The organism is Fructobacillus parabroussonetiae (assembly GCF_018437265.1).
GTDB classification, from domain to species: domain Bacteria; phylum Bacillota; class Bacilli; order Lactobacillales; family Lactobacillaceae; genus Fructobacillus; species Fructobacillus parabroussonetiae.
Map to the genome: position 1 here is coordinate 62,596 of NZ_JAAMFL010000003.1, position 20,470 is coordinate 83,065.

27 protein-coding genes and 1 pseudogene are annotated in these 20,470 nt (G+C 41.2%); 23 read left to right on the forward strand and 5 right to left on the reverse strand.

The window, feature by feature from the left end:
• Positions 1-11: 11 nt before the first annotated feature.
• The 7 genes and pseudogenes from G6R30_RS01810 to G6R30_RS01840 all read left to right on the forward strand — a co-directional run bounded on the left by G6R30_RS01810 (position 12) and on the right by G6R30_RS01840 (position 6,569).
• On the forward strand, positions 12-1,604 hold the full coding sequence (locus G6R30_RS01810; protein ID WP_213820901.1) for a type I restriction-modification system subunit M: 1,593 nt from the start codon (positions 12-14) through the stop codon (positions 1,602-1,604).
• Positions 1,597-2,805 (forward strand): restriction endonuclease subunit S, encoded by a 1,209-nt coding sequence (locus tag G6R30_RS01815; RefSeq protein ID WP_213820903.1) that lies wholly within the window; start codon positions 1,597-1,599, stop codon positions 2,803-2,805. Before G6R30_RS01810 ends, G6R30_RS01815 begins: the two co-directional genes overlap by 8 nt.
• Positions 2,806-2,934: 129 nt before the next feature.
• On the forward strand, positions 2,935-3,765 hold the full coding sequence (locus tag G6R30_RS01820) for a GIY-YIG nuclease family protein (RefSeq protein WP_213820905.1): 831 nt from the start codon (positions 2,935-2,937) through the stop codon (positions 3,763-3,765).
• A gap of 7 nt (positions 3,766-3,772) precedes the next feature.
• Positions 3,773-4,045 (forward strand): annotated as a pseudogene (locus G6R30_RS01825) (site-specific integrase); the annotation flags it as partial.
• 646 nt (positions 4,046-4,691) lie between these two features.
• Positions 4,692-4,886 (forward strand): hypothetical protein, encoded by a 195-nt coding sequence (locus G6R30_RS01830; protein ID WP_213820906.1) that lies wholly within the window; start codon positions 4,692-4,694, stop codon positions 4,884-4,886.
• Entirely contained in the window at positions 4,867-5,436 is a 570-nt protein-coding gene (locus tag G6R30_RS01835; protein ID WP_213820908.1) for a hypothetical protein, read from the forward strand. Before G6R30_RS01830 ends, G6R30_RS01835 begins: the two co-directional genes overlap by 20 nt.
• 542 nt (positions 5,437-5,978) lie before the next feature.
• Positions 5,979-6,569: a hypothetical protein gene (locus G6R30_RS01840; RefSeq protein ID WP_213820910.1), complete on the forward strand. Its 591-nt coding sequence runs from the start codon at positions 5,979-5,981 to the stop codon at positions 6,567-6,569.
• Between the two features lie 249 nt (positions 6,570-6,818).
• Here the strand turns inward: G6R30_RS01840 and G6R30_RS01845 are convergent, their stop codons facing one another.
• Positions 6,819-7,553, reverse strand: a complete 735-nt coding sequence (locus G6R30_RS01845; RefSeq protein ID WP_213820912.1) for a class I SAM-dependent methyltransferase — start codon at positions 7,551-7,553, stop codon at positions 6,819-6,821.
• A 107-nt stretch (positions 7,554-7,660) separates the two neighbouring features.
• Positions 7,661-8,308, reverse strand: a complete 648-nt coding sequence (locus G6R30_RS01850) for a helix-turn-helix transcriptional regulator (protein WP_213820914.1) — start codon at positions 8,306-8,308, stop codon at positions 7,661-7,663.
• A gap of 150 nt (positions 8,309-8,458) precedes the next feature.
• On the opposite strand from G6R30_RS01850, the gene G6R30_RS01855 reads away from it, so the two are divergent.
• The 12 genes from G6R30_RS01855 (at position 8,459) to G6R30_RS01910 (ending at position 15,583) form a co-directional block, all read left to right on the forward strand.
• Positions 8,459-8,653: a helix-turn-helix domain-containing protein gene (locus tag G6R30_RS01855; RefSeq protein ID WP_213820916.1), complete on the forward strand. Its 195-nt coding sequence runs from the start codon at positions 8,459-8,461 to the stop codon at positions 8,651-8,653.
• A 364-nt stretch (positions 8,654-9,017) separates the two neighbouring features.
• Positions 9,018-9,239, forward strand: coding sequence for a hypothetical protein (locus G6R30_RS01860; protein ID WP_114636129.1), 222 nt, complete (start codon positions 9,018-9,020; stop codon positions 9,237-9,239).
• A gap of 49 nt (positions 9,240-9,288) precedes the next feature.
• Positions 9,289-9,897: a Rha family transcriptional regulator gene (locus G6R30_RS01865; RefSeq protein WP_213820920.1), complete on the forward strand. Its 609-nt coding sequence runs from the start codon at positions 9,289-9,291 to the stop codon at positions 9,895-9,897.
• Between the two features lie 19 nt (positions 9,898-9,916).
• A complete protein-coding gene (locus G6R30_RS01870; RefSeq protein ID WP_213820922.1) occupies positions 9,917-10,102 on the forward strand; it encodes a hypothetical protein in 186 nt (61 codons plus the stop codon).
• The gene (locus tag G6R30_RS01875; protein WP_213820924.1) at positions 10,095-10,355 is read left to right on the forward strand and encodes a hypothetical protein; all 261 of its coding nucleotides are present in this window, start codon (positions 10,095-10,097) and stop codon (positions 10,353-10,355) included. The genes G6R30_RS01870 and G6R30_RS01875 overlap by 8 nt, the downstream gene beginning before the upstream one ends.
• On the forward strand, positions 10,342-10,527 hold the full coding sequence (locus tag G6R30_RS01880) for a hypothetical protein (RefSeq protein WP_213820926.1): 186 nt from the start codon (positions 10,342-10,344) through the stop codon (positions 10,525-10,527). The genes G6R30_RS01875 and G6R30_RS01880 overlap by 14 nt, the downstream gene beginning before the upstream one ends.
• A complete protein-coding gene (locus G6R30_RS01885) occupies positions 10,520-10,843 on the forward strand; it encodes a hypothetical protein (RefSeq protein WP_213820928.1) in 324 nt (107 codons plus the stop codon). Before G6R30_RS01880 ends, G6R30_RS01885 begins: the two co-directional genes overlap by 8 nt.
• A 32-nt stretch (positions 10,844-10,875) precedes the next feature.
• Complete coding sequence (locus G6R30_RS01890; protein WP_274381100.1) at positions 10,876-11,664, forward strand: bifunctional DNA primase/polymerase; 789 nt, start codon at positions 10,876-10,878, stop codon at positions 11,662-11,664.
• On the forward strand, positions 11,657-13,084 hold the full coding sequence (locus G6R30_RS01895; RefSeq protein ID WP_213820932.1) for a DUF5906 domain-containing protein: 1,428 nt from the start codon (positions 11,657-11,659) through the stop codon (positions 13,082-13,084). The genes G6R30_RS01890 and G6R30_RS01895 overlap by 8 nt, the downstream gene beginning before the upstream one ends.
• A gap of 215 nt (positions 13,085-13,299) precedes the next feature.
• The gene (locus tag G6R30_RS01900; protein WP_338018321.1) at positions 13,300-13,770 is read left to right on the forward strand and encodes a hypothetical protein; all 471 of its coding nucleotides are present in this window, start codon (positions 13,300-13,302) and stop codon (positions 13,768-13,770) included.
• 125 nt (positions 13,771-13,895) lie between these two features.
• Positions 13,896-15,029, forward strand: coding sequence for a tyrosine-type recombinase/integrase (locus G6R30_RS01905; protein WP_213820934.1), 1,134 nt, complete (start codon positions 13,896-13,898; stop codon positions 15,027-15,029).
• Between the two features lie 353 nt (positions 15,030-15,382).
• On the forward strand, positions 15,383-15,583 hold the full coding sequence (locus tag G6R30_RS01910; RefSeq protein ID WP_213820936.1) for a hypothetical protein: 201 nt from the start codon (positions 15,383-15,385) through the stop codon (positions 15,581-15,583).
• Positions 15,584-15,756: 173 nt separating this feature from the next.
• On the opposite strand, the gene G6R30_RS01915 is transcribed toward G6R30_RS01910, so the two are convergent.
• Positions 15,757-16,017 carry a hypothetical protein gene (locus tag G6R30_RS01915; protein ID WP_213820938.1) on the reverse strand — a complete coding sequence of 87 codons (261 nt, stop codon included), beginning with the start codon at positions 16,015-16,017 and terminating at the stop codon, positions 15,757-15,759.
• A 273-nt stretch (positions 16,018-16,290) separates the two neighbouring features.
• Positions 16,291-16,422 carry a hypothetical protein gene (locus G6R30_RS06250; RefSeq protein ID WP_274381099.1) on the reverse strand — a complete coding sequence of 44 codons (132 nt, stop codon included), beginning with the start codon at positions 16,420-16,422 and terminating at the stop codon, positions 16,291-16,293.
• A 139-nt stretch (positions 16,423-16,561) separates the two neighbouring features.
• On the opposite strand from G6R30_RS06250, the gene G6R30_RS01920 reads away from it, so the two are divergent.
• The 4 genes from G6R30_RS01920 to G6R30_RS01935 all read left to right on the forward strand — a co-directional run bounded on the left by G6R30_RS01920 (position 16,562) and on the right by G6R30_RS01935 (position 18,953).
• The gene (locus G6R30_RS01920) at positions 16,562-17,059 is read left to right on the forward strand and encodes a YbhB/YbcL family Raf kinase inhibitor-like protein (RefSeq protein ID WP_213820940.1); all 498 of its coding nucleotides are present in this window, start codon (positions 16,562-16,564) and stop codon (positions 17,057-17,059) included.
• 20 nt (positions 17,060-17,079) lie between these two features.
• Positions 17,080-17,265 carry a hypothetical protein gene (locus G6R30_RS01925; protein WP_213820942.1) on the forward strand — a complete coding sequence of 62 codons (186 nt, stop codon included), beginning with the start codon at positions 17,080-17,082 and terminating at the stop codon, positions 17,263-17,265.
• Positions 17,266-17,373: 108 nt separating this feature from the next.
• Entirely contained in the window at positions 17,374-18,348 is a 975-nt protein-coding gene (locus G6R30_RS01930; RefSeq protein ID WP_213820944.1) for an amidohydrolase family protein, read from the forward strand.
• Between the two features lie 17 nt (positions 18,349-18,365).
• Positions 18,366-18,953, forward strand: a complete 588-nt coding sequence (locus tag G6R30_RS01935; protein WP_213820946.1) for a uracil-DNA glycosylase family protein — start codon at positions 18,366-18,368, stop codon at positions 18,951-18,953.
• 37 nt (positions 18,954-18,990) lie between these two features.
• Here G6R30_RS01935 and G6R30_RS01940 read toward each other — a convergent pair whose 3' ends face one another.
• Complete coding sequence (locus G6R30_RS01940; protein WP_213820948.1) at positions 18,991-20,106, reverse strand: SLC13 family permease; 1,116 nt, start codon at positions 20,104-20,106, stop codon at positions 18,991-18,993.
• Positions 20,107-20,470: the final 364 nt, after the last annotated feature.

Here is a 20,470-nt window from a genome sequence, read left to right on the forward strand (position 1 = left end):
AAGGGCTAAACATGGCATTAACAGCAGATAAACAAGCATTAATTTGGAAAACATTGAACGAGACCCGCGGTAAGATTGAACCTTCTGAATATAAGAACTACATTTTTGGTCTGATGTTTTATAAGTTTCTATCTGAAAAAGCTCAAACATGGTTGGATAGCCAGTTGCGTGGTGAAACTTGGGCATCAGTTTGGAAACAAAACCCAGAAAAAGCGGCTGCTTTTATGCAAACAAAGTTAGGATATGTCATCCAACCGGGTGAGTTCTTTAGCGACTGGCAAGCGGCCATTAATGTGGATCAATTCAACATTACGAACGTGGCGGATGCGCTGGTTCATTTTAACCAAGAGATTCAACAAGGCGCTAAGGCAACTTTTGAAGGAATCTTTGACGACATGGACTTGGCTTCAAACCGTCTTGGGAGTAATACGCAAACGCGTACGAAGACCTTGATGGATTGGATTAGTTTGATTGACCAAATCGAATTGGATGAAGATGCCGATGTGCTCGGTGATCTATACGAATACTTGATTGGGATGTTTGCGGCAAATTCTGGTGCGAAGGCCGGCGAGTTCTATACGCCACACCAAGTATCAGATATTATGGCCCGTATCTTAACGGCCGGTCGTGAAGAGATGCCAACTTACAGCCTCTATGACCCAGCCATGGGATCAGGCTCATTGCTTTTGACGACTGCTTCATATATGAAAAATGATGGCGTTCGTGGGGCCATTAAGTACTACGGGCAAGAAGTTATCACAACAACCTATAACTTAGGCCGGATTAACTTGATGATGCACGGGGTTGAGTATAATGATATCAATATCCGTAATGCAGATACTTTGAGTTCAGATTGGCCTGACGGGGTCCAAAGTGGTGTGGATAGTCCCCGCATGTTTGATGCCGTGATGGCCAACCCCCCTTACTCACTGAAGTGGGATAACACGAACCGAGAAGATGACCCGCGTTTCAAGTCCGGTATTGCGCCTAAATCAAAGGCTGACTTTGCGTTCCTACAGCATGGTTTGTATCACTTGAAGCAAGATGGACGTATGGCAATTGTTCTGCCACACGGGGTCTTGTTCCGTGGTGCCGCCGAAGGGCGTATTCGCCAAGAATTACTAGAAAATCGCAACATTTCAGCGGTAATTGGGCTGCCTGAAAAAATCTTTACGAACACTGGTATTCCAACCATTATTATGATTCTGGAAAAGAACCGTACCACTGATGATGTGCTCTTTATTGATGCTTCAAAGGGCTTTGAAAAGCAGAAGAATAATAACAAGTTGCGCCAAGAAGACGTGGACTTAATTGTGGAGACGTTCTTAAAGCGTGAAGATGTTGATAAGTATGCGCACGTTGCCAGCTTTGAAGAGATTAAGGAAAACGATTTCAACCTCAATATTCCCCGTTATGTGGATACATTTGAAGAAGAAGAACCGGTGGATTTGGTTGCGGTTAGCCAGGAGCTAGGTGATGTTAACCAAAACATTGAACAAAGCGAAGCAGACTTATTAGCGATGATTAATGATTTAGCAGTCACAGACGATAGTCAGCCGATCATCGAATCAGCTAAGCAATTATTAGGAGGCAAGCATGAGTAATAATGTGCCTCAAGTTCGCTTTAATGGTTATAGTGATGATTGGGAAGAGCGTAAGTTAACCGATGTAACTTCTAGCTATTCTGGATTAACATATAGTCCAACTGATGTACAAGATAAAGGAACATTTGTTTTACGATCATCGAATGTAAAAAATGATCAACTTATTGATGCTGATAATGTCTATGTCAATCCTCATATCGTCAATTCAAATAATGTAAAAATTGGTGATGTTATTGTAGTTGTACGAAATGGAAGTAGATCTTTAATTGGGAAACACGCTATTGTTACCAAAGAAATGCCTAATACAGTAATCGGCGCATTTATGTCCGCTTTTCGAGGAGAAAATGGGGATTATATTAATGCATTATTGAGTACTACTAATTTTCAAAAAGAAATTCATAAAAGTTTGGGAGCCACTATAAATCAAATTACAGGAAAAGACTTTTCTATGATGAACTTTTCAACTCCTAAACTTGAAGAGCAGAGTAAAATCGGTTCATTCTTTAAACAGTTAGACGATACTATTGCTCTTCATCAGCGTAAGTTAGATTTGCTTAAGGAACAGAAAAAAGGTTTCTTGCAAAAAATGTTCCCTAAAAATGGGGCAAAAGTTCCTGAATTGCGCTTTGCGGGGTTTGTTGACGATTGGGAAGAGCGTAAGTTAGGTGATTTGTTAAATAAAAACAGTGAGAAGAATAAAAATTTATCTGTTATAAATGTGGAAAGCGTATCTAATAAAACTGGGTTTACAAAGCAAACCGATCAATTTGAAGACTACTCTGTTGCCAGTGCTGATCTATCGAATTACTATGTTATACGCGAAAAACAATTCGCGTATAATCCTTCTCGTATCAATGTAGGGTCAATTGCTTATAAATATTTAGGTGATGAGATATCTGTTGTGTCACCTTTATACGTATCTTTCTCAACAAAAAAAGTATTAAACGATGGATTTCTCTGGAATTGGTTTAAGACCGCATCATTTGATGCTCAACGTCAGCGCCTTTCTGAAGGTGGCGTCAGAGATACACTGAGTTTTAATCAATTGTCTGAAATGAATATTATGTTTCCAACATATCTTGAGCAAGAAAAAATCGGTTCGTTCTTCAAACTTCTAGATGACACTATCGCTTTTCATCAACGTAAGTTAGATCTATTCAAAGAACAGAAAAAAGGCTTTTTACAAAAGATGTTTGTATAGGGTCTATAATTACATTATCGCCCCTAACGAATCCTATTAAAACAACCCCTGTTATCTACTGGTTAGATAACAGGGGTTGTTTTTTGTTAGGTGGTATAATAGTACTTAAAAAACGAGGTCGATGACCACATGCCCAATCACATATTTATCAATCGAGAGTCAGGTAATGATAACATTTCAATATTCTATGACGAACCATCATTTGTGGTCATTGCGAATAAAGATGATTTAGCTAGCATTCAGTTGATTGATGAGTCTAAAAAACCTGGAATCTATATATTGTTAGGTGATGATAAACGATATATCGGTCAAGCATCAAATGCTATTTTTAATAGGCTTCAGCAACACTATATTAATAAGCCGTGGTGGAACAAGTTAATATTTTTTGGACGTGAAGATGGCCATTTATCAAAAGCACAATTAGATCTGCTAGAACGAAAAATAATTGAAAAAATGAAACGAGCAGAAATCGAACTAGATAATAATACCCAAGGTAATCAGAGCTATATTGATAAATTAAGCCAATTTTCTGCCTTATCATTGTTATCGAAAGTTGAAAGGGTATTGATAGATATCGCAAATATTGACTTATTTGCTAGTGATGATACTGAATTTGATAGGTTAGACCCTACTCCCAACAGCGATACTATATCGATTTTATTTGGCGGACAGCATTATACAGGAAGCTCTTACAGAGACGTCTTTACTAAGTTAGTATCTACACTTGTTCTGTCATCAGAGATATCTAAATTAACGGATTTAATAAATTCTACTGAACCCAATACTGTACAAATAATAGGAACCCTAGAGCGCGTGTCAGGGAAAGGTACTAAATTAACTAAAGCTATAGACTCAAGTAAATATCATGTCTACGTTAATTTTTCTAAAGATGCATTATATAAAAAGATACAAATACTAGCTCGTTTAACTAACAATAAAGTGACCTTTGAAAGGTGGTAATTTAACTATGGTTCAACAAATTGTCCTTCCGATCAAGGACTCTAACGTTTTAAAAATGGTACAAGACACCTTATTAGATAGTTTTCGGGCAGGGCGCCGTAACTACACCATCTTTCAAGTTGGCAAAGCCACCCTACTGCGGGTGAGTGATGTGATGACGTTAAAGAAATCCGATGTCTATAATCCAGATGGCTCTGTTAAACACACGGCCTTTATTCATGATAAAAAGACTAGTAAAGCAAATACATTATATTTAAAGCCTGTGCAACAAGACCTGCTGACACGTTCGCCGGAAATGTAGGAAACAAAAAGGAGTGTCCAAAATAGACACCCCTTTGACAACATTAGTTGCAACTACACTTGTATTTTTTCTAAAGTGTTCGAACCTGAACCGAGGTAGAGTCGGTACAGATAACAGTTAAACAGAAGGCATTGCATAGATTGGAGGAAGTGGCAAGATACAACCCCTTTACTTTTTGCCAGAAGCGGCAGAAACGCTAAACATCCCCAAAAAGATTAAAGGGGTCTGCATATTGCCGCTAGCTTAACGACCTAGATTAAACCTAGACCGACAAAGCGTAAGGTATGAAGTAAGGGGGTAGCTTAACGACCTAAGTTTAATTTAGACCGTTCCCCATCAGTGGGGAAACATTGCCAAAAATGGCAACGTTACAAAGTAGCAAGTATGTAACGGGGATGGTTACACCTTGAATAGCGGGCAATGATTAACTATATAGCGACTATACCAATTTATCTTTTACGCTTATTTGACCGTCAATGACCGTCAAGAGACGTCAAAACGATTAAAAAATAGCTTTACATTTTGTATGACTTCCTTGTATTATTTATTTATAGATAGGTGTAGGAACGATGTTTTTTATACCTTTACTTTGTTTCTGGCAACAGTAACGTATAAGGGGGTTACTATGATTATTGATAACAAGCATGTTGTTTTTGATTTAGATAACAAGGCACAAGCTGAACAGTACCGTAAGATCTTCCACCCTACACAGGTTGAACAAGAAAAAAATGTAGCTAAGATTAAGGCTAGCTTTGCTAAATCTGATGAGGGTGTAAAGCGCTTTAAAGAATTGGTAGAAAATGGAACAATTAGGATTTAAAGTATGTTCTGTTTCTGGTTTGATTGATACAAAACAACTAGATAATTATAGTTGTGGAGTGGCCGGGCTTGATGAGTTTGTTAAGTATGATTACCAAGACCTAGAGAGAAAACATATAACCAGCCTAAACGCTGTTTATCTTGATGATGTGTTAGTTGGAATGTTTGCCCTATCAACCTCAAGTAGCTCTGCTTCCTTTGCTGATGCAAACCGTGAAAAAATATTTGGGGATGCTAGTGGGATGAAGTCGTTGCCAATGATCAACATAGACCATCTATCTGTTAATAAGCCCTTTCAATTTGGTAATGGGTTAGATGGGCTACATCTTGGGACAGCTATTCTGAAGTATATTTTTAAGATGTTACTGGATGTAGGCGCACAATACGGGATAGCTTTTGCTGGTGTTATGGTTGAGAGCTTACCCGATCCAGTTGACTTTTATATAAGCAACGGATTTTATTTTATTGATAAGCACGAAGAGGATGCCCCAAACAAAAAGACATATACGCTAGCCATTAGTTACGATGACATGTTTAAAGTGTATGAATAAGAAAAGCCTTACTCAAACGAGTAGGGCTATTTTTGTGCCTATGAACCTGCTAAAACCTGCCTTAAAAACCTATTAAAACCTATGCCTAAACCTCAGAAAACCTCAGTTATTTTTTACTAAAAACCTAACAAAACCTAACATGAAAACCTGTCAAAACCTGTCATTAAAAAGCGTTCATTTAGGTTAGCAAATGTTAGCACTTACTCCAGCATTTTCCAGCATTTTACTCCAACATTTTCCAACATTTTACCTTAACAATTCTTAACATAAATCCTAGCATTCTATTGCAGTATTTTGCAGTGTTGAAAGGCTTATATAGCTATGCCTATACGGTTGATCACGCACTTAAATAGCGTTGCAACGTTGCAAAAAGTGTTGCAACCTTTTTGGCTGATGGTTGCAAAAGGTTGCACCCTAAAAGTTACAGGGTTGCAGGCTTATAGAGGTTGATATAATAACGATAGTAGACTAAAGAGCTTTAAAAAGTGTGCAACAAGGTTACAAAATTTGACTATTGTTTTAGACACAAATTGAGGGTTGCAATGCAAAAAAATACAAGTTATCCAAAACTAAATATCATGGAACTAGACTTTAGCAAACATCCCCGTGCTCATCTTGTTAAATGGCAAGGTCACAAGATAGCTTTAGCAACAACTAAACCTAATTATGGCGGTAAACGTTTTTGGCTTGTTTGTCCTTACTGTGAGAAACGAAAAGGTGCACTATATCAAGTAGGGCAGGCAGTAATATGCCGAGTGTGTGCGGGGTTGTATTACGCTGGGCAAGATAATAAAGCCAGACGTCACACTTTCACTAAAATTATGGCATTACACGATAAACAGCTAAATCTTATTAACAACCTAGATCCAGGTTTGTACAACAGTTATATGGGCTTAGGCCATCTATTAGCCTGTGATCTAGCTTATAGATTGTACAATACACCAAAACGGCCGAAAGGGATGCACTGGGCTACTTACAATAAGAAAATGGATGAAATATGTAGCATAGGCCGACAATTAAATAATCTATATGCACTTTACGGAAAGAGAAAGAAAGCGCATGACAAGGCCATTAAAGCGCAATGGTCGGAAGCAATAAGAGTACATGGTAAAAAGGTGTATGAAAAAGATTAACAAGGTCACACCTAAAAAGTCACAAACCAGATTCCCAAAATAGAGCAGTGGTTGGAACGGTTGATTTTATGCCAATTCGTTATCGTTCAGAACGACAACGACATTGTTAGAACGGTTGCAGTAGTTGCTACTGTCTGCAAAAGCCTGCATTTTTTCGAAAAACTACAAATAGGGTACAGTGATAAAAGTAGTTTTGTGTACATCCCCAAAATAAAAAGCCTACTTGTCTGAGTAGGCTAATTACATAGTTTATGAATGGGCTCGTTTTGCGATGATGGAATAGGTGGGCATCCATGGACCTGTCCACCAGCCAGATACACCGTATGTTTTAGCTTCTATGACTTCAAGACCCAAGCTAGTGAGCACGTCTATGTACTCTTTTTTGTGATGGCCAGTGTCTACAATGATTAGAGAACCATTGTCAGTAAGAACACGTACAGCTTCTTCTAGTGCATGTACTCTTTCGGAAGCCGGCTTTATGTTGTGGATGGCTAAACTTGATACGACATAGTCATACTTTTTATCTGCAAAAGGAAGGCTGATCATGTTCGCCGTTTTGACGTCAGCAATATGGGTTAAGTGCTGTTGCTTAATAATATTTTGAGTATTGTGAAGGCTATTGTCAGACTGGTCAGAGTTGCGCCACAAGTCAATACCTGTAGCGTGACCATTACCTGATAAAAGTTTAGCGAACATTAGCAAGACCATTCCATGACCAGTACCTAAGTCAAGAACCTTTGAATTAGGATCAATTGTTATTTTGGATAAAATACTATTCCATATCTTGTGCTTGCCTCTAATGGAGGTGTTTATAAAGATAGCGCCTGCAAAAATCATCAGAACGCCGTATAAAATTGTCCACATGTAACCATCGTAGTATTTATGAAAGGCAATGCCGTAGGCCATTGCAAGAATGCCCCCTAAAATATATAAGAATGGTACTAAAGGTGCATCGAGGCCTTTTTTCTTTAGCTGTTTAATCATTATTTTAAAAATATCCTTTCATCCCCAATAGGGGGAGAACATGCCTTACTAATCAAGGCGCTTTGTATCACGTAAGCCCCAAGCGGGCTTTTTTTATTTGTACAAAATTAATTTTCTTTGAGAAGTATTTTTATATTTTCTTTGGCTTGTTGTGCTAGTTCATCCATACCATGTCCGCGGGGTTCTCCCTCAGCCATAAGGACGTTAGTAGTCATTGCTCTTGTTAATGCACGTATTTTTTTAAGAGCCTTATCAGAATTATCTGTGTGCAAGTAAGCTAGTTCAAAAACGCTGTTTATTATCTCCATTATTCCAGCTCGTTGGCTTAGGGACGTTATATGTTGGTCTAAACTAAAATCATCTTCAAACTCATCTTTTTGCTGTTCTTGGTACAAATTAACAAAAGGGGTAAGAGACTTTGAGTCCGCCTCGGCACCGTTTATCGCCATTTCTTCTCTAAAATGTTCAGTTCCTACTTCATTTACATAGTTGGATAAGTTTGCTAGTGCTTCTTCAGCACTTTCACTTACCAAACTACCCATTCCGCTTTTGTGGGTATCTCTAATTTCTGTAAGTCCTTGTAAATATCCAACACCAACTCCGAAGAAGTCCGCAAGTTTTTGCCACGTTGCTAGCTTTGGTTCACGTTCGTTTCTTTCGTAAAGTGAAATAGCTTGGGTTGAAATACCCAAGTAGTCCGCAAGTTCTCCTTGGGTTATATGTTTATTTTTTCTTAATTCTTTAATTCTGTTCATGGCTTAATTATAAATTAAAAATAGCTAATAACAACAAAATGATTATATTTTTATCTAAAATTAAACTTTTTGTTGATTTATATTGATGACGGTGCTATATTTATTTTGTTTATTAAACAAATTGTTGAATTTTTATAAGGAGGCACAACATTGCCAGTAATTAGTAATGATATGGCCAAGGCCATTAAGAGACAGCGGGGCGAACTTAATTTAAAAGTGAGTGACCTAGCAGAGCAGACAAACTTGTCACGCTTTACCTTGTACCGTGTTTTAAACGGAACAGGCGAATACGTGACCGACAAGACTTATAACGCACTTAACGAGTGGTTATATCAAAAGCTGTAAGGAGGTAAGCGCAGAGCATGGAACAAACAACACAGACAGTCACAGAGTGGCCTAGGTGGCTTAATTGGAAACAAGCGGCCAAGTATTGCAATATAGCCCAAGGGACGTTTAAGCGCCACCTCATTGACACTGGGCGAGTACATGCAAAGGTCACAGACTTTGGCAAACGGTACGATCGTAACGAAATTGACCAAGCGATTGAGAACTGGTATTAGGAGGGGATGACATGGAGCTTTGGAATATTGTGACAACGCTGGTAACAGTGGTATGTATTGGAGTAGTTGGCTATGTGGCGGGCTACACAGTAGCAGAGAATGAAGCTAAGCGGTCACGAAAGAATAAGGTTTAAGAGGGGATGATAAGCATGGATAACAGGGACTACACCAAGGACGTGCTTAGCTCGATTGGTTATTACCAAGACGAACTACACAAGGCTGAAACTATTTTAGGCGGATCTAAAATGCCGGGACTTGAACCAAGCCATAAGGAGCTAATCCTATCTATGCGACTGGCTCAAACGAAGATTAGCAATGTTCTAACTGACTTGGCTACTTTGGAAGATACGACAAAAGACCAGCTTAGTTAAAACAAGTTATTTTAGCGATTTGAAAACGCTAAATAAAAGGAGCGACTGAATGGAATTGGTTTATTACAAGGGTTTGAAAGATGAACCTTACACAACAGCGGAAGTAATTGCTGAATTTAGTGGGGTTGATTTGGACAGTATTAACCGACTAACAAGAACACATAAGGAACGCCTTGAAAAGTTTGGCAAGGTCGGATTTGAAATCCGAGCTATGGACAGTGGGCAAAAACAAAAAGTTTGGAAGTATAACGAGCGACAAGCAACCGTGCTTATTACTTACTTAAGAAACACCGAACAAGTTTTAGATTTTAAGGATGCTTTGGTTAATGCTTTTTACAGCATGAAGCAGGAACTAGACCAAGCAAAGCTAAGCCGAGAGCTCAATAAGCGGGCAAATATTGGACTGGCCGATACGATCAAGGCAGAGTTACCTGATGATCCCCACGCTTATAGTAACTACCACCAACTAGCCTATAAGTACGCCACGGGGATGACACCCAAGCAACTCAAAAAGGCTAAAGGTGTGAATAGCCCAGAAGAGGCACTAGACAACGACCAAAAGGAGCGCTTGGAACGAGTCAAGCAGAACATTGCCCTGTTTATTCTGGACGGCAACGACTACCAAGACATCAAGAAGAAGCTACTGGCTGATATTTAAGAAAGGAGAGCCAGAGACCATGAAAAAGGCACAAAAAAAGACATCCCCTGAAAGTTTGGCGACCGACGGGAATGACTTGGAAAAAACGCCTTTTTTAATGGCTATTTGGCTATATTTTAACATGAAAAACACACAAACAGTAACAATAAACGGTTTCTATTCGCCAGAAGTGGCGAAAGTTGAGGGGGGCTTGATCAATGACTAAACAAAATAGCAACGATATTTTATTAAATTTAGTAGATGAAACGTTTGAAACACAAAGCCGACTATTACTGTTTTCTGACTATATCCAAAGATTATCTGATGAACTTGGAAAAATCACAACGACCACACCACAAAAGAAAGTGATTAAACTACTCGATTTGGCCGTTAGTGAGTTAATTGGCGAACTGAACGCACTAGATGACGAAATCGAGAGGGCGGAAGAAGCTAGAAAGGCGGTTAATGGCGATGATTAGAGAATACACCGCAGGGGTATTACTAACTATTGATCAGTTAAAAGAGTTTAACGCTCTATCTGATACGCCTATATTCGCTATTGATGAGGATAGACACACATTTAAGGTAATCAATAAAAAGGGATTGGTGGAGCTATTAGAGCGACTGAAAGAGGAGGCTAACAATGACTAACGCACGACACCAAGAGCAACTAACAGCACGAGAAAAAGCTGTATACATGGCACTGCCCCAAGGACAGGAGAACGCTATTAAAGTGCCTGTATTGGCTAAGAAGGTAGGAATACCGGAAAGACGGTTATACACGATCCTAAGCCACCTAGCAGACCAAGGATGTTTAGTTGGTAGTTTGAGGAATGCAAAGGGTGGCGTGTACAAGATTGTAAGCAGTGACGAGTATTTTTATACGTTGAACATGATGAAGAATAACGTTAGGAGCTACCAGAAGCGTGTAGCGGGGCTAGAACAACACAGGGAGCGCTTTGAATGAATAACAACAAAGTAGAAGCGATTAAGTCCTATATGAACATTGGCGCTTATGTGTTCATGGCTTTACCTAATACTAAGTACAACAGTGAAGGCGGTGGCTATAAGAATAGCTTTAATCACTGGGAAGAGTTGGCCGAATGGTTAGCAGAGCATCCCCAATACAAGGGCGGTAATGTGGGCATTGACCTAGACCGTTCGCCTCTGGTGGTGGTGGACGTTGACCAACATGGAAAAGACGGCCTGCATAGTCTAAAGGACTTCTTGAACAGTCGAGGAGTTGACCTTGCCACCATATCAAACACCTACCTAGAAAATACCGCAGGAGGTGGCTGGCACGTTTTTTATAAGTGTGAAGATAAAGAGACTAAGCAACGACTAATAAGCGCCATGGATGGCCTAGACCTGTTAAATAGTGGTGGTGTGATTGTTGCCCCGTCTGTAATTGATGGCAACGAGTACAAAGCAACCACCGAACTGGAAACACTCCAGAATAAACCGCAGTGGGTGGATGAATTAGACCAAAACAAAGCCAACAGCAAGGAGCAAAACAACCAACGCCATGCCCGCTATAGCGTGGCGGAGCGCTGGGGAATGATTGCTAATGGTTTTGATACAGGACAACGAAACGACCAAGCGACTAGCCTCATTGGTTGGCTACTGTCTTACCAGCTACACCCACGCAAGGCCTTAGAGATTGCCGAGGTAGCCAATGACCGAAGCCTTGAACCACTTAGCTATGATGAGTTGGAAAAGGTCTATACAAGCGTTTTAAAGCGTGAAATTGCTAAGGCAAAACGAAAGAGGGAGGCACTTCATGGGTAAAACAGAGCAACTTGAACAGAACTTTTTAGCTGAACGGACTGACAAGCCGGCCTGGTTGATTTGCAATGAAGACGGCAAGCCTACCGCCGTCAACTATTTAAAACTTGCTGACACGATCCTAAAAGATAACCCTATGGCCGTTGTTCCTTTTGGGGATGATATGAATTATTACCTCTACAACGGTATTAACTGGGAACAGGTCAAGCGTAACAGAGCATTAGAGCAAGCTAAGCGGGTGGCTTTTCAATATCTCAAAGCGGAACAATTTTATACCGTCCGCAAGATGGAAGACACGGCTAAGACGGTGCTAGTGCAGGCGCAAAAAAGCTATAACCCCTTTGAAAAACAAAAGACCGACCGGGTGGCCTTTAAAAATGGAACTTATATGCTGAATAATGGCGAAATCGTGGCCAACCAACAAGAAGACTACTTGATCAACGGGCATAATATCGAAGCACAGCCGGGGCAGACCTCCCCCAATATTAACGCATGGGGTGCTTATCTATTCGGCAACTCTTGGCAGTATCTCAAGGAGATTATCGGTTATGCCTTTATACCCGAACAGCACACCTTTAACACCATCACAATTTTGTTAGATGAAACGGGTGGCAGTGGTAAAAGTTATTTTGTGGATAAGATTGTAAAGCCACTTATCGGACAGGCTAACATCACAGCCAAGGACATCGACACGCTGACCGGTAGCAATGGCAAGAGCGCCCGCTTTGGGACGGTTGACCTAATCAACAAGTTAGCTAATATCCACCTAGACATACCCGACACCCGTATCGACATGCCAGACGCTCTAAAAACTCTATCAGGGGGCGACTTGGTAGAAGTCGAGGGTAAAGGATCTAACTCAATTAGTGTTGAGCTGTACGCCTTACTTATCTTTGCAAGCAACAACAAGCCTAAGCTATCGGTTAGCTCTGCCTTAGTCCAGCGCATGCACTTAGTGCCTGTTGTAGCCCCTAAGGTACGAGACAACCCGAAAGAGGCCAAACACCGGGCGACCTTATGGAATGAGTCCGAAGCAATCAAGGAGCTGGGAGGCTTTGCTATTGAGTGCATTACTGCCTTTCAAACAGCCAAGGCTAACATGAAGCTGACGGTTAGTAATGAAATTGAAGAAACAACAAAGGACTGGGCGAACAGTCAGGACTTGGTAGCCTCTTTCTTACTAGAAGCACGGCGAGAGACAGAAGAAGGATATACCGGCGGAATATCGAAGCGAGTCGCTTTTTCACGGTTTGAAGATTGGCTTAGAGATAATAAAATCGAGTCGAAAATGAGTAAGAAGAGTTTTGACACAAAATTGGCACAAAATGGGTATTTAGAGACACGAACCCGCCTTCATCCAGAGGGAGACTCAAATAATCCACAATTTAGCTGGCTAGGTTTAGACCTCGAAAAGTACGTTTAAGAGCGATTGTGCACGTTTTCGTGTCAGAGGCAAACTGGCAAGAGACCTCAAGAGACGTCAACGTGCCACGAATGTGCCCAAAGTTGAAACCTGAAAACCCTTGTTACTCTAAGTCTTAACTATATTTTGTGTTATAAGTGTTAGGTTTTGAGTATATAGAAAGGTAATTGAATAAAGAGAGAGGGAGGTAATAGAAACATATATAGAGGAGAGAAGTGGCGAAAAACCGACACAAAACGACACAAAGAGCTTGTATGCCTAGAGTCACAACGGATACATCGATTTTCGAATTGACACAAAAAACAGCACATTTTGACCCAAAGCAAGAAAGGAATACGATGAACATTTTTATAGCAATTTTATTGGCCGTGATGGCTGGTATTATCCTTTACCAAAAGTGGCTAATGAACAAATTTTATCAAAGCGCACACTTTTTTAGATACTATGCCAAGCTACACGAAAATAAAGCGATCTATGCCGAAGAAGAGGCGGAGACATTTAGAGACCTACTCAAACAGTTGGGGTATGACGTGGACAGATTGAGTAATGGCGACAAAACAAGAAAGCCACTGACAGAGTCAGAAAAGTGGGCTATCTATGACCGTCAGCAAATACGCAAAGCACGGTTAAAAGTTACGGATGAAGAACTTGAAGAAGCTGAACGTATTTATAGCATGAGTAATTAGGCTATGTACTAGTTGGGGGATGGTGTGGCAATATATAAAGGTGTTGAGTGTCTATAGATTGCTATAGCTTTCAACGCCTTTTATTTTGCTTGTTTTGATAGCATCCCCGCTATCGGAGGTAAGCAATGCAATTAAAAGAATTGAATACAAAGGACGGGAAGACTTGGGAGGTAATAGGGTATCTTGGTAAACATCCTGACGGTACGAGAGCAAGAGTCAAAAAGCGTGGCTTCTTGTCCCGGAAAGTTGCAAGAGACTGGTTTAATAATGAAAAAGTATTGTTTAAGGCTGGAGAAAGTGAGTACAACAAAAAAGAGCGCCCGGCCGTTCTAACAGTCAAAGCACTCTATGAACTTTGGCTAGATGGTTACCAAAGCACTGTAGAAGAAAGCTCGCTTAACAAAGTACTAAGCTACTTTGATATACACATTTTACCTGTATGGGGTAATACTCCAGTAGATGAAATCACCCCTATAGCTTTACAGAAGTATCTTACCACAATGCAGGCCAAACTTATCAAGTATAAAAAGCCGGTGCTGTACTTTCGTAAGGTGGTAGATATGGCCGTACGTTTGGACATGATAGCTGTAGATCCATTTACCAAAGTTGTCTTCCCAAGAGAGAGACGAACCAAGAAGAAAAAGAAGGCCATGAACCTTGAAGAGTTTAGGCGGTTTGTTGAGGTGCTTGATAGCCAATATTGCCAGATTAACAGGCAGGCTTATGTTTTACTTAGGCTGGCCGCTTTCACTGGTATGAGGTCAGAGGAGCTAATAGCCTTACAGTGGAAGCATGTAGACTTTGATGGTGGCTATATAACCATAGAACAAGCCATAGGGAGAGGCCTACACGGTGTAGGGTATTTGAAAGATCCAAAGTCGTCTGCAAGCTATCGAACAATTAAGATAGCCTCTGACATGGTCAGGGTACTAGCCAGCTACTATGATGAAAGTAGTTATAAAAAGCCAAATGACTTTGTTTTTAATACTGAAGGCCATTTTGTACAGCCGACCAGGCCTAAAAAGTGGATGGATGACGTTAAGAAACGCTACAACGTGGCTGAGGGGATAACACCTCATGGGCTACGCCATACGTGGGCAACTCTTGCTCTTGAACGTGGTGCAACCGTTAAGCAAGCACAAACCTATCTAGGTCATGCTGACGCCTCCATTACGCTAGATATTTATAGTGAAGTGACCAAAGAGGCCAGCGAAAAAACAGCAAGCGTCCTTGATGGTATCGTCCCAAAACTAGAATAAAATAACACATAAATTAACACAAAACCCGTAAAACGTTGATATGACAGGCTTTTTTGGAATTCCGCTATCTCCTTGATATAAAAAGAGGATTGGAAGAATGAACTTCCAATCCTCTTTTTTGTTCCTAAAAGACAGAAAAAGCAATATCTATATATTAAGATCCAAGAACCATATAAAACCTTACCTTTTTCAATAGTGTATTGCCGATAGCAATTTATAGTCACCCAAAAAATAAAAGCCCTTACTTGAATGAGTAGGGCTTTTTAAATCATAAGTACTTTGTGTAAGAATATGAAAAATGTATAATTAGTTATAAATAATACTTAGTTTGCTTAGATTAATAGGAGAATATTTTGAAAGTAGATAATCCAAATCAATATCTTGATAAGAATGTTAAGATTACTAAAAAAGATGGTTCTTTTGTTACGGGAATGTATTTCTGTTGGAATCCTGATGGTGACAACGAAGAACCAGGAGATGCTATCACATTAAAGGATGGCGATACGGGTCACATGGTTTATACAAAAGATATGAAGTCAATCGAATTTATTTAATAAAGTATGCAAGCATTCATTTATTTGTGAGTGCTTTTTTTATGCATAAAAAAAGACCGGGACTTTTCCGATAACCAGTCAAGAAAGTTGTACGGTAGCTATAACAATTTAAGTTTATCAATATATCCAATACGAAATACATAGAGGCCTTTTTACTTTTAATTTTATCACGCCTACTTCGTCATATCGGCTATTAAGCAATCATAAAACTCTTCGTCGGACCAGTATTGACCAGCCTCTAAAGAAGGAGTGTAGGGCGTCAATACCTTCTTGATGTCTTTTGGAAAAATGCCATCCCAGTCAATAACGTGACCTGGCTTTCCAGGCCAATCTATCTCAATAATAAAATAACCATGTTCTTTGTTGGCTAAATCGACTAAGACGCCAGTGCTTCCATTTTTTAGTTTTACCCAATCATATTCTCTTAATATCATAGTTTAATACCCTTCATGAAGTGCGAAATGTACTTAATAGCTTTGGAAAAATCTTCTATCACAATGTGAGATAATTCTTCGTTTATCTGTCCGTTTTCACTTACAAAATCTTTATCAATTACAATACCCGACATTAGTTGAATAATTAGGCTCTTTTATAGGATTTATATTGCTTGGAGCGAACCCTTTTGCTATATCGATTAAATGCTATGCACTTTTGTCTTATTTTTTTGCGACCATTCTAGCAACAGCTTTTTAAGCAACTTCTATTTTTTAAGCTAAAAAGGCGACGTAGGCAATCATGCTAATAACGGCGATGACAGCAATTAAAATAAACCAAGGCTTGTGGTAGGGCGTTAACTGGTCGGCCTTCTTCTCTTCCTCTTTTTCCTCTTCTGTTGTCATGAAAACCTCCTAACAAATTACCATTCTGATTTCTACGATTAGCATAGCACTTTTTGCAACGTGCAACAGCCCCTTGCTCAGTTTTACTTTCTTTTTCAAGCTGTTAGAATGGAATAGAAGAGAAGGAAAGGAGCTTTCCATGAAACTTAAGCAATTTGATGGCTATCTGCCTGATCAGTTCGGAAAATATGCTGCTGACCAAGATAAAGAAGAGGGCGTGCCAGTTTGCTCGTTACCAATTTCGATCAGTGATTTACCAGCCGGAACCAAGGACTTGGTTGTCACCTTCATCGATTACGATGCCGTGCCGGTTTGTGGCTTCCCATTCATTCACTGGCTAGCAACGAACTTTGGTCCGGTTACGTCGATACCAGCCGATGCAAGTCGGCAGGATCAGTCGATTTGCCAGGACAGCAATAGCTTTGCTTCGAAGTTCTACCCAGACTATAGCGAGCGCATCGTGTACCGGTATGGCGGACCGATGCCACCGGATAAGGACCACGACTATACGTTAACGGTCTATGCACTTGATGAGAAGCTGAACTTAACGGAAGGCTATTACTTAAACGATCTACTAAAAGCCATGAAGGGACACGTCTTAGCACAAACAGCGGTTCCAGTTTTGGCGAAAGCATAGACAGAAAGGGAGGAAAGGCCATGCTCGCAATTGTTGGACTTGGACTGGTTATTTTAGGAATTATTGTTTTGATTTTTGGAAGCACAGCACCACTGCTGCGCCTTTATTTCGGCGATCGTTCCGTGATTTCACAATTGCTCTGGGGGACGCTTCTGTTTGCTCTCGGTGCTTTGCTATTGATTTATAACGCCGCTTACTTAATGTAAGTATACTTACTTGTCGGACTAAATGGTTCGACTTTTTAATTGCTGGAACGAGTAGGATGAGGCAAGCAGAAAGTGTACAATTGGGTTTGAAAAGGATTGGAGAAAGTCATGAAGAAAATTGATGGACACTTACATCTCGTCAAAACAATTGCCGGGTTAAACGGGAAGGGCCGCTTGAACGCTCTCGGCGATGGAAAAGCCATCTGGGATGATGGAACGGTGATTCAGCTGGTTCCAAAGGGCGCTGGTGACGATTCCTTTACGGCCGAAGCGGCGCTGTCATTAATGGATCAAGCAGACGTTGAAAAGGCCGTTTTGCTGCAGGGCTCCTTAAATGGCTATCAAAATTACTATAGCTATCAAATGGTAAAAAAGTACCCAGAACGTTTCATTGCCGCCTTTTCGGTTGACCCATTTGCTGATCATGCGCTGGCCATCGTGAAACGGCATGTCGAAGATCTTGGCTTTCGTGCCATTAAGTTCGAAATTTCGCAGGGTGGTGGCTTGCACGGCTACCATTCAGAAAAGCCCTTTCGCTTAGATACCGATGCCAAAGTCGGGCAGATTTTTCATTATTTAGCCGACTTTCCTGGTTTTACCGTGACGGTGGACTACGGATCTTCTGAACAGATTTCCTATCAGCCGGAAGCCATCGCTAATTTAGCGGCTCGCTATCCGCTGATGGACTTTGTCGTCTGCCATTTATCTTTTCCTGCTGCTGATCATCTTTATCGCCTGCGGGCGGCGCTGGAACTCTTTGCGCCACATCCAAATATTGCGACTGATTTGTCGGCAATCCAAGACATTATTGGCGAGACGGACTTTCCTTATCCAAAGTGTCACGAAGCCGTTGCCATAGCCAAGGAGTTGTTAGGGCCTAAACGCTTGATTTGGGGAACGGATTCCCCATGGTCGGCCACTTTTAATTCGTATGAGAACTTAGCCAACTGGCTTTCAGCCAGTGACCTTTTTTCAGAAGATGAGCTGGCGGATGTCTTGTATCACAATGCAGACCGGATCTATTTTAAGGACCGTGCGGTCAAAGCCGCTGCTGAAGCCGTTGATCCAGCCTTGATTAATTAAAAGGAAGAAGGAGAAGGATGACGATTCATGATGAAATAAAAGCTGATCCAATGAATCAGGACTATACAAAAAAGGGTTGGGATCCGATTTTTATTGCACCGAAAACGGCGAAAATTGTGATCATTGGTCAAGCCCCCGGTTTGAAGGTCCAGGAATCTGGGATTATGTGGAATGACGCCTCTGGTGACCGCCTCCGTGAGTGGTTGGGAGTCAGTAAGGAAGAGTTCTACGATTCAGGGGACATTGGCGTTATTCCGATGGACTTTTACTATCCGGGCAAGGCCAAGTCTGGCGACGAGCCACCTCGCAAGGGCATTGCCGAAAAATGGCATCCACGCTTGCTTGATCGAATGGCCGATCGGCAGTTGACGATTCTAGTTGGCTCTTATGCACAGAAGTATTACCTGCACCTTAAGTCTTCTGCTAAGATTACCGACACGATCAAGAACTACGAGGAATACTGGCCAACATACTTTCCAATTGTTCATCCATCACCACGAAATAACATTTGGTTAGCGAAGAATCCCTGGTATGAGAAAGAAGTTGTTCCGGCTTTGCAAAAACGAGTTCGAGACATTCTTGGTCCACAAAAAACGACGGACTAAACAAGCAAAAAAGCAGCGATCGATGTCGCTGCTTTTTTTATGTCAGGGTTAAGTAGAGAAGGGCAAGTAGCATGCCAAACACTAAGAAAAAAAGGTTATAGCGGGTAAAAACGATGAAAAAGTCCCGTTGAACCCCTGCTTTGACGTTTTCTTTGACCTGACGGAAGGCCAAAAGGTTGGCAAGGGAAGCAAGCAAAGTACCGAATCCACCGATGGAAACCCCGAGGTAAAGAGCGGTGAATTGTTTGGTGACAGGTGCTAGAAGCGCAGCCGCTGGTACGTTTGAAATGAACTGGCTCGATAGGGTAGCGGTCATGAACAGGGAATGCTTTTCAGAACCGAGTTCTTGCAATAGTTGGTGCACGACGGGCAAGCCAATCAGGACCGAGACGAGCAAGAAAAAGTTTAAAATCGAAAGGACCACGCCGTAATCAATTGCTTTTAGGACGGTCGAATCGAAGTGAAAGATCAATAAAAAAACAATGGCCAGTGCACCAAGCAGGTTCGATTGGGACAGCAGGCTAAGCAAAACAAGGATTGACGCCAGAAAAAGAAGGAGACGATCGAAGGTGCTGAACGGACGAATCTGGGCCTTTTGTTCAATCGGTTGGATGCTTTTCTCTGGCACCATTTTGATGAAAAAGGGAAGGGAACAGAGTGCTAAGAAAAGGAGCAACGTGCCGGGTAAAAACAGCTCAGCGAAGCCCTTTTGGTAATGGGCCAACAAAAAGATGTTTTGTGGGTTTCCAAGTGGCGAAATCGCCGATCCCAGGTTGGCATAGCTGGTAGTTGCCGCGGCGACTTTGACAGTCGGGAAAGGCACTCTTTTGGCCAGGGCAAAGGTAAGGGGCAAAAAGGTTAAAATCGCGACATCGTTTGTGACCACCATGGCCGAGAAGAAGGTCAGTAGGTAGAGGGCGCAGACGAGTGAGCGGGTCGTCTTGGCCTTTTCAATGAAAAAGTCAGCTAAGGCATCGATCAAGCCTAGCGATTGGAAGAGTGTGACAAGGCCCAGCAAGGCAAGTAGTGACTCGACTGTCGGCCAAGAGATACTTGCCCATTGGACACGACCGAGTAAGGCAAAGAAGAGAACGAGGATGCTGGTCGAAAGGAAAAGGCCATCCCGCGTTAATTGATGGATGATTTTCTTCATCAAGACCTCCTTTTGATTGATTGAAAAGTGAATTTTGTTAGGTTCATTATAACGAAAGTTGGGGCGAATCCAAAGGAATACCTATTGACATGCTCCTTGGAACTGCTAAAATGAAATTAACGAATAACCGATGAGTAGGGAAAGAGCAAACCCCCTCGAAAAAGAGACCCGACGGCTGCTGAGAGTCGGGCGAGGCTTTGCTCAAGACACCTACACAGGCGCTGTTAACCCAGCCGTTTTCCCGCGTTAAGGGAAACCTAGCGTGTGCACGGCACACGAAAGTAAGGTGGTACCGCGCCAAAGCGCCCTTAGGAGATGTTGTTAGACAGCATTTCTTGAGGGCGCTTTTTTCGTTATTTGCTCG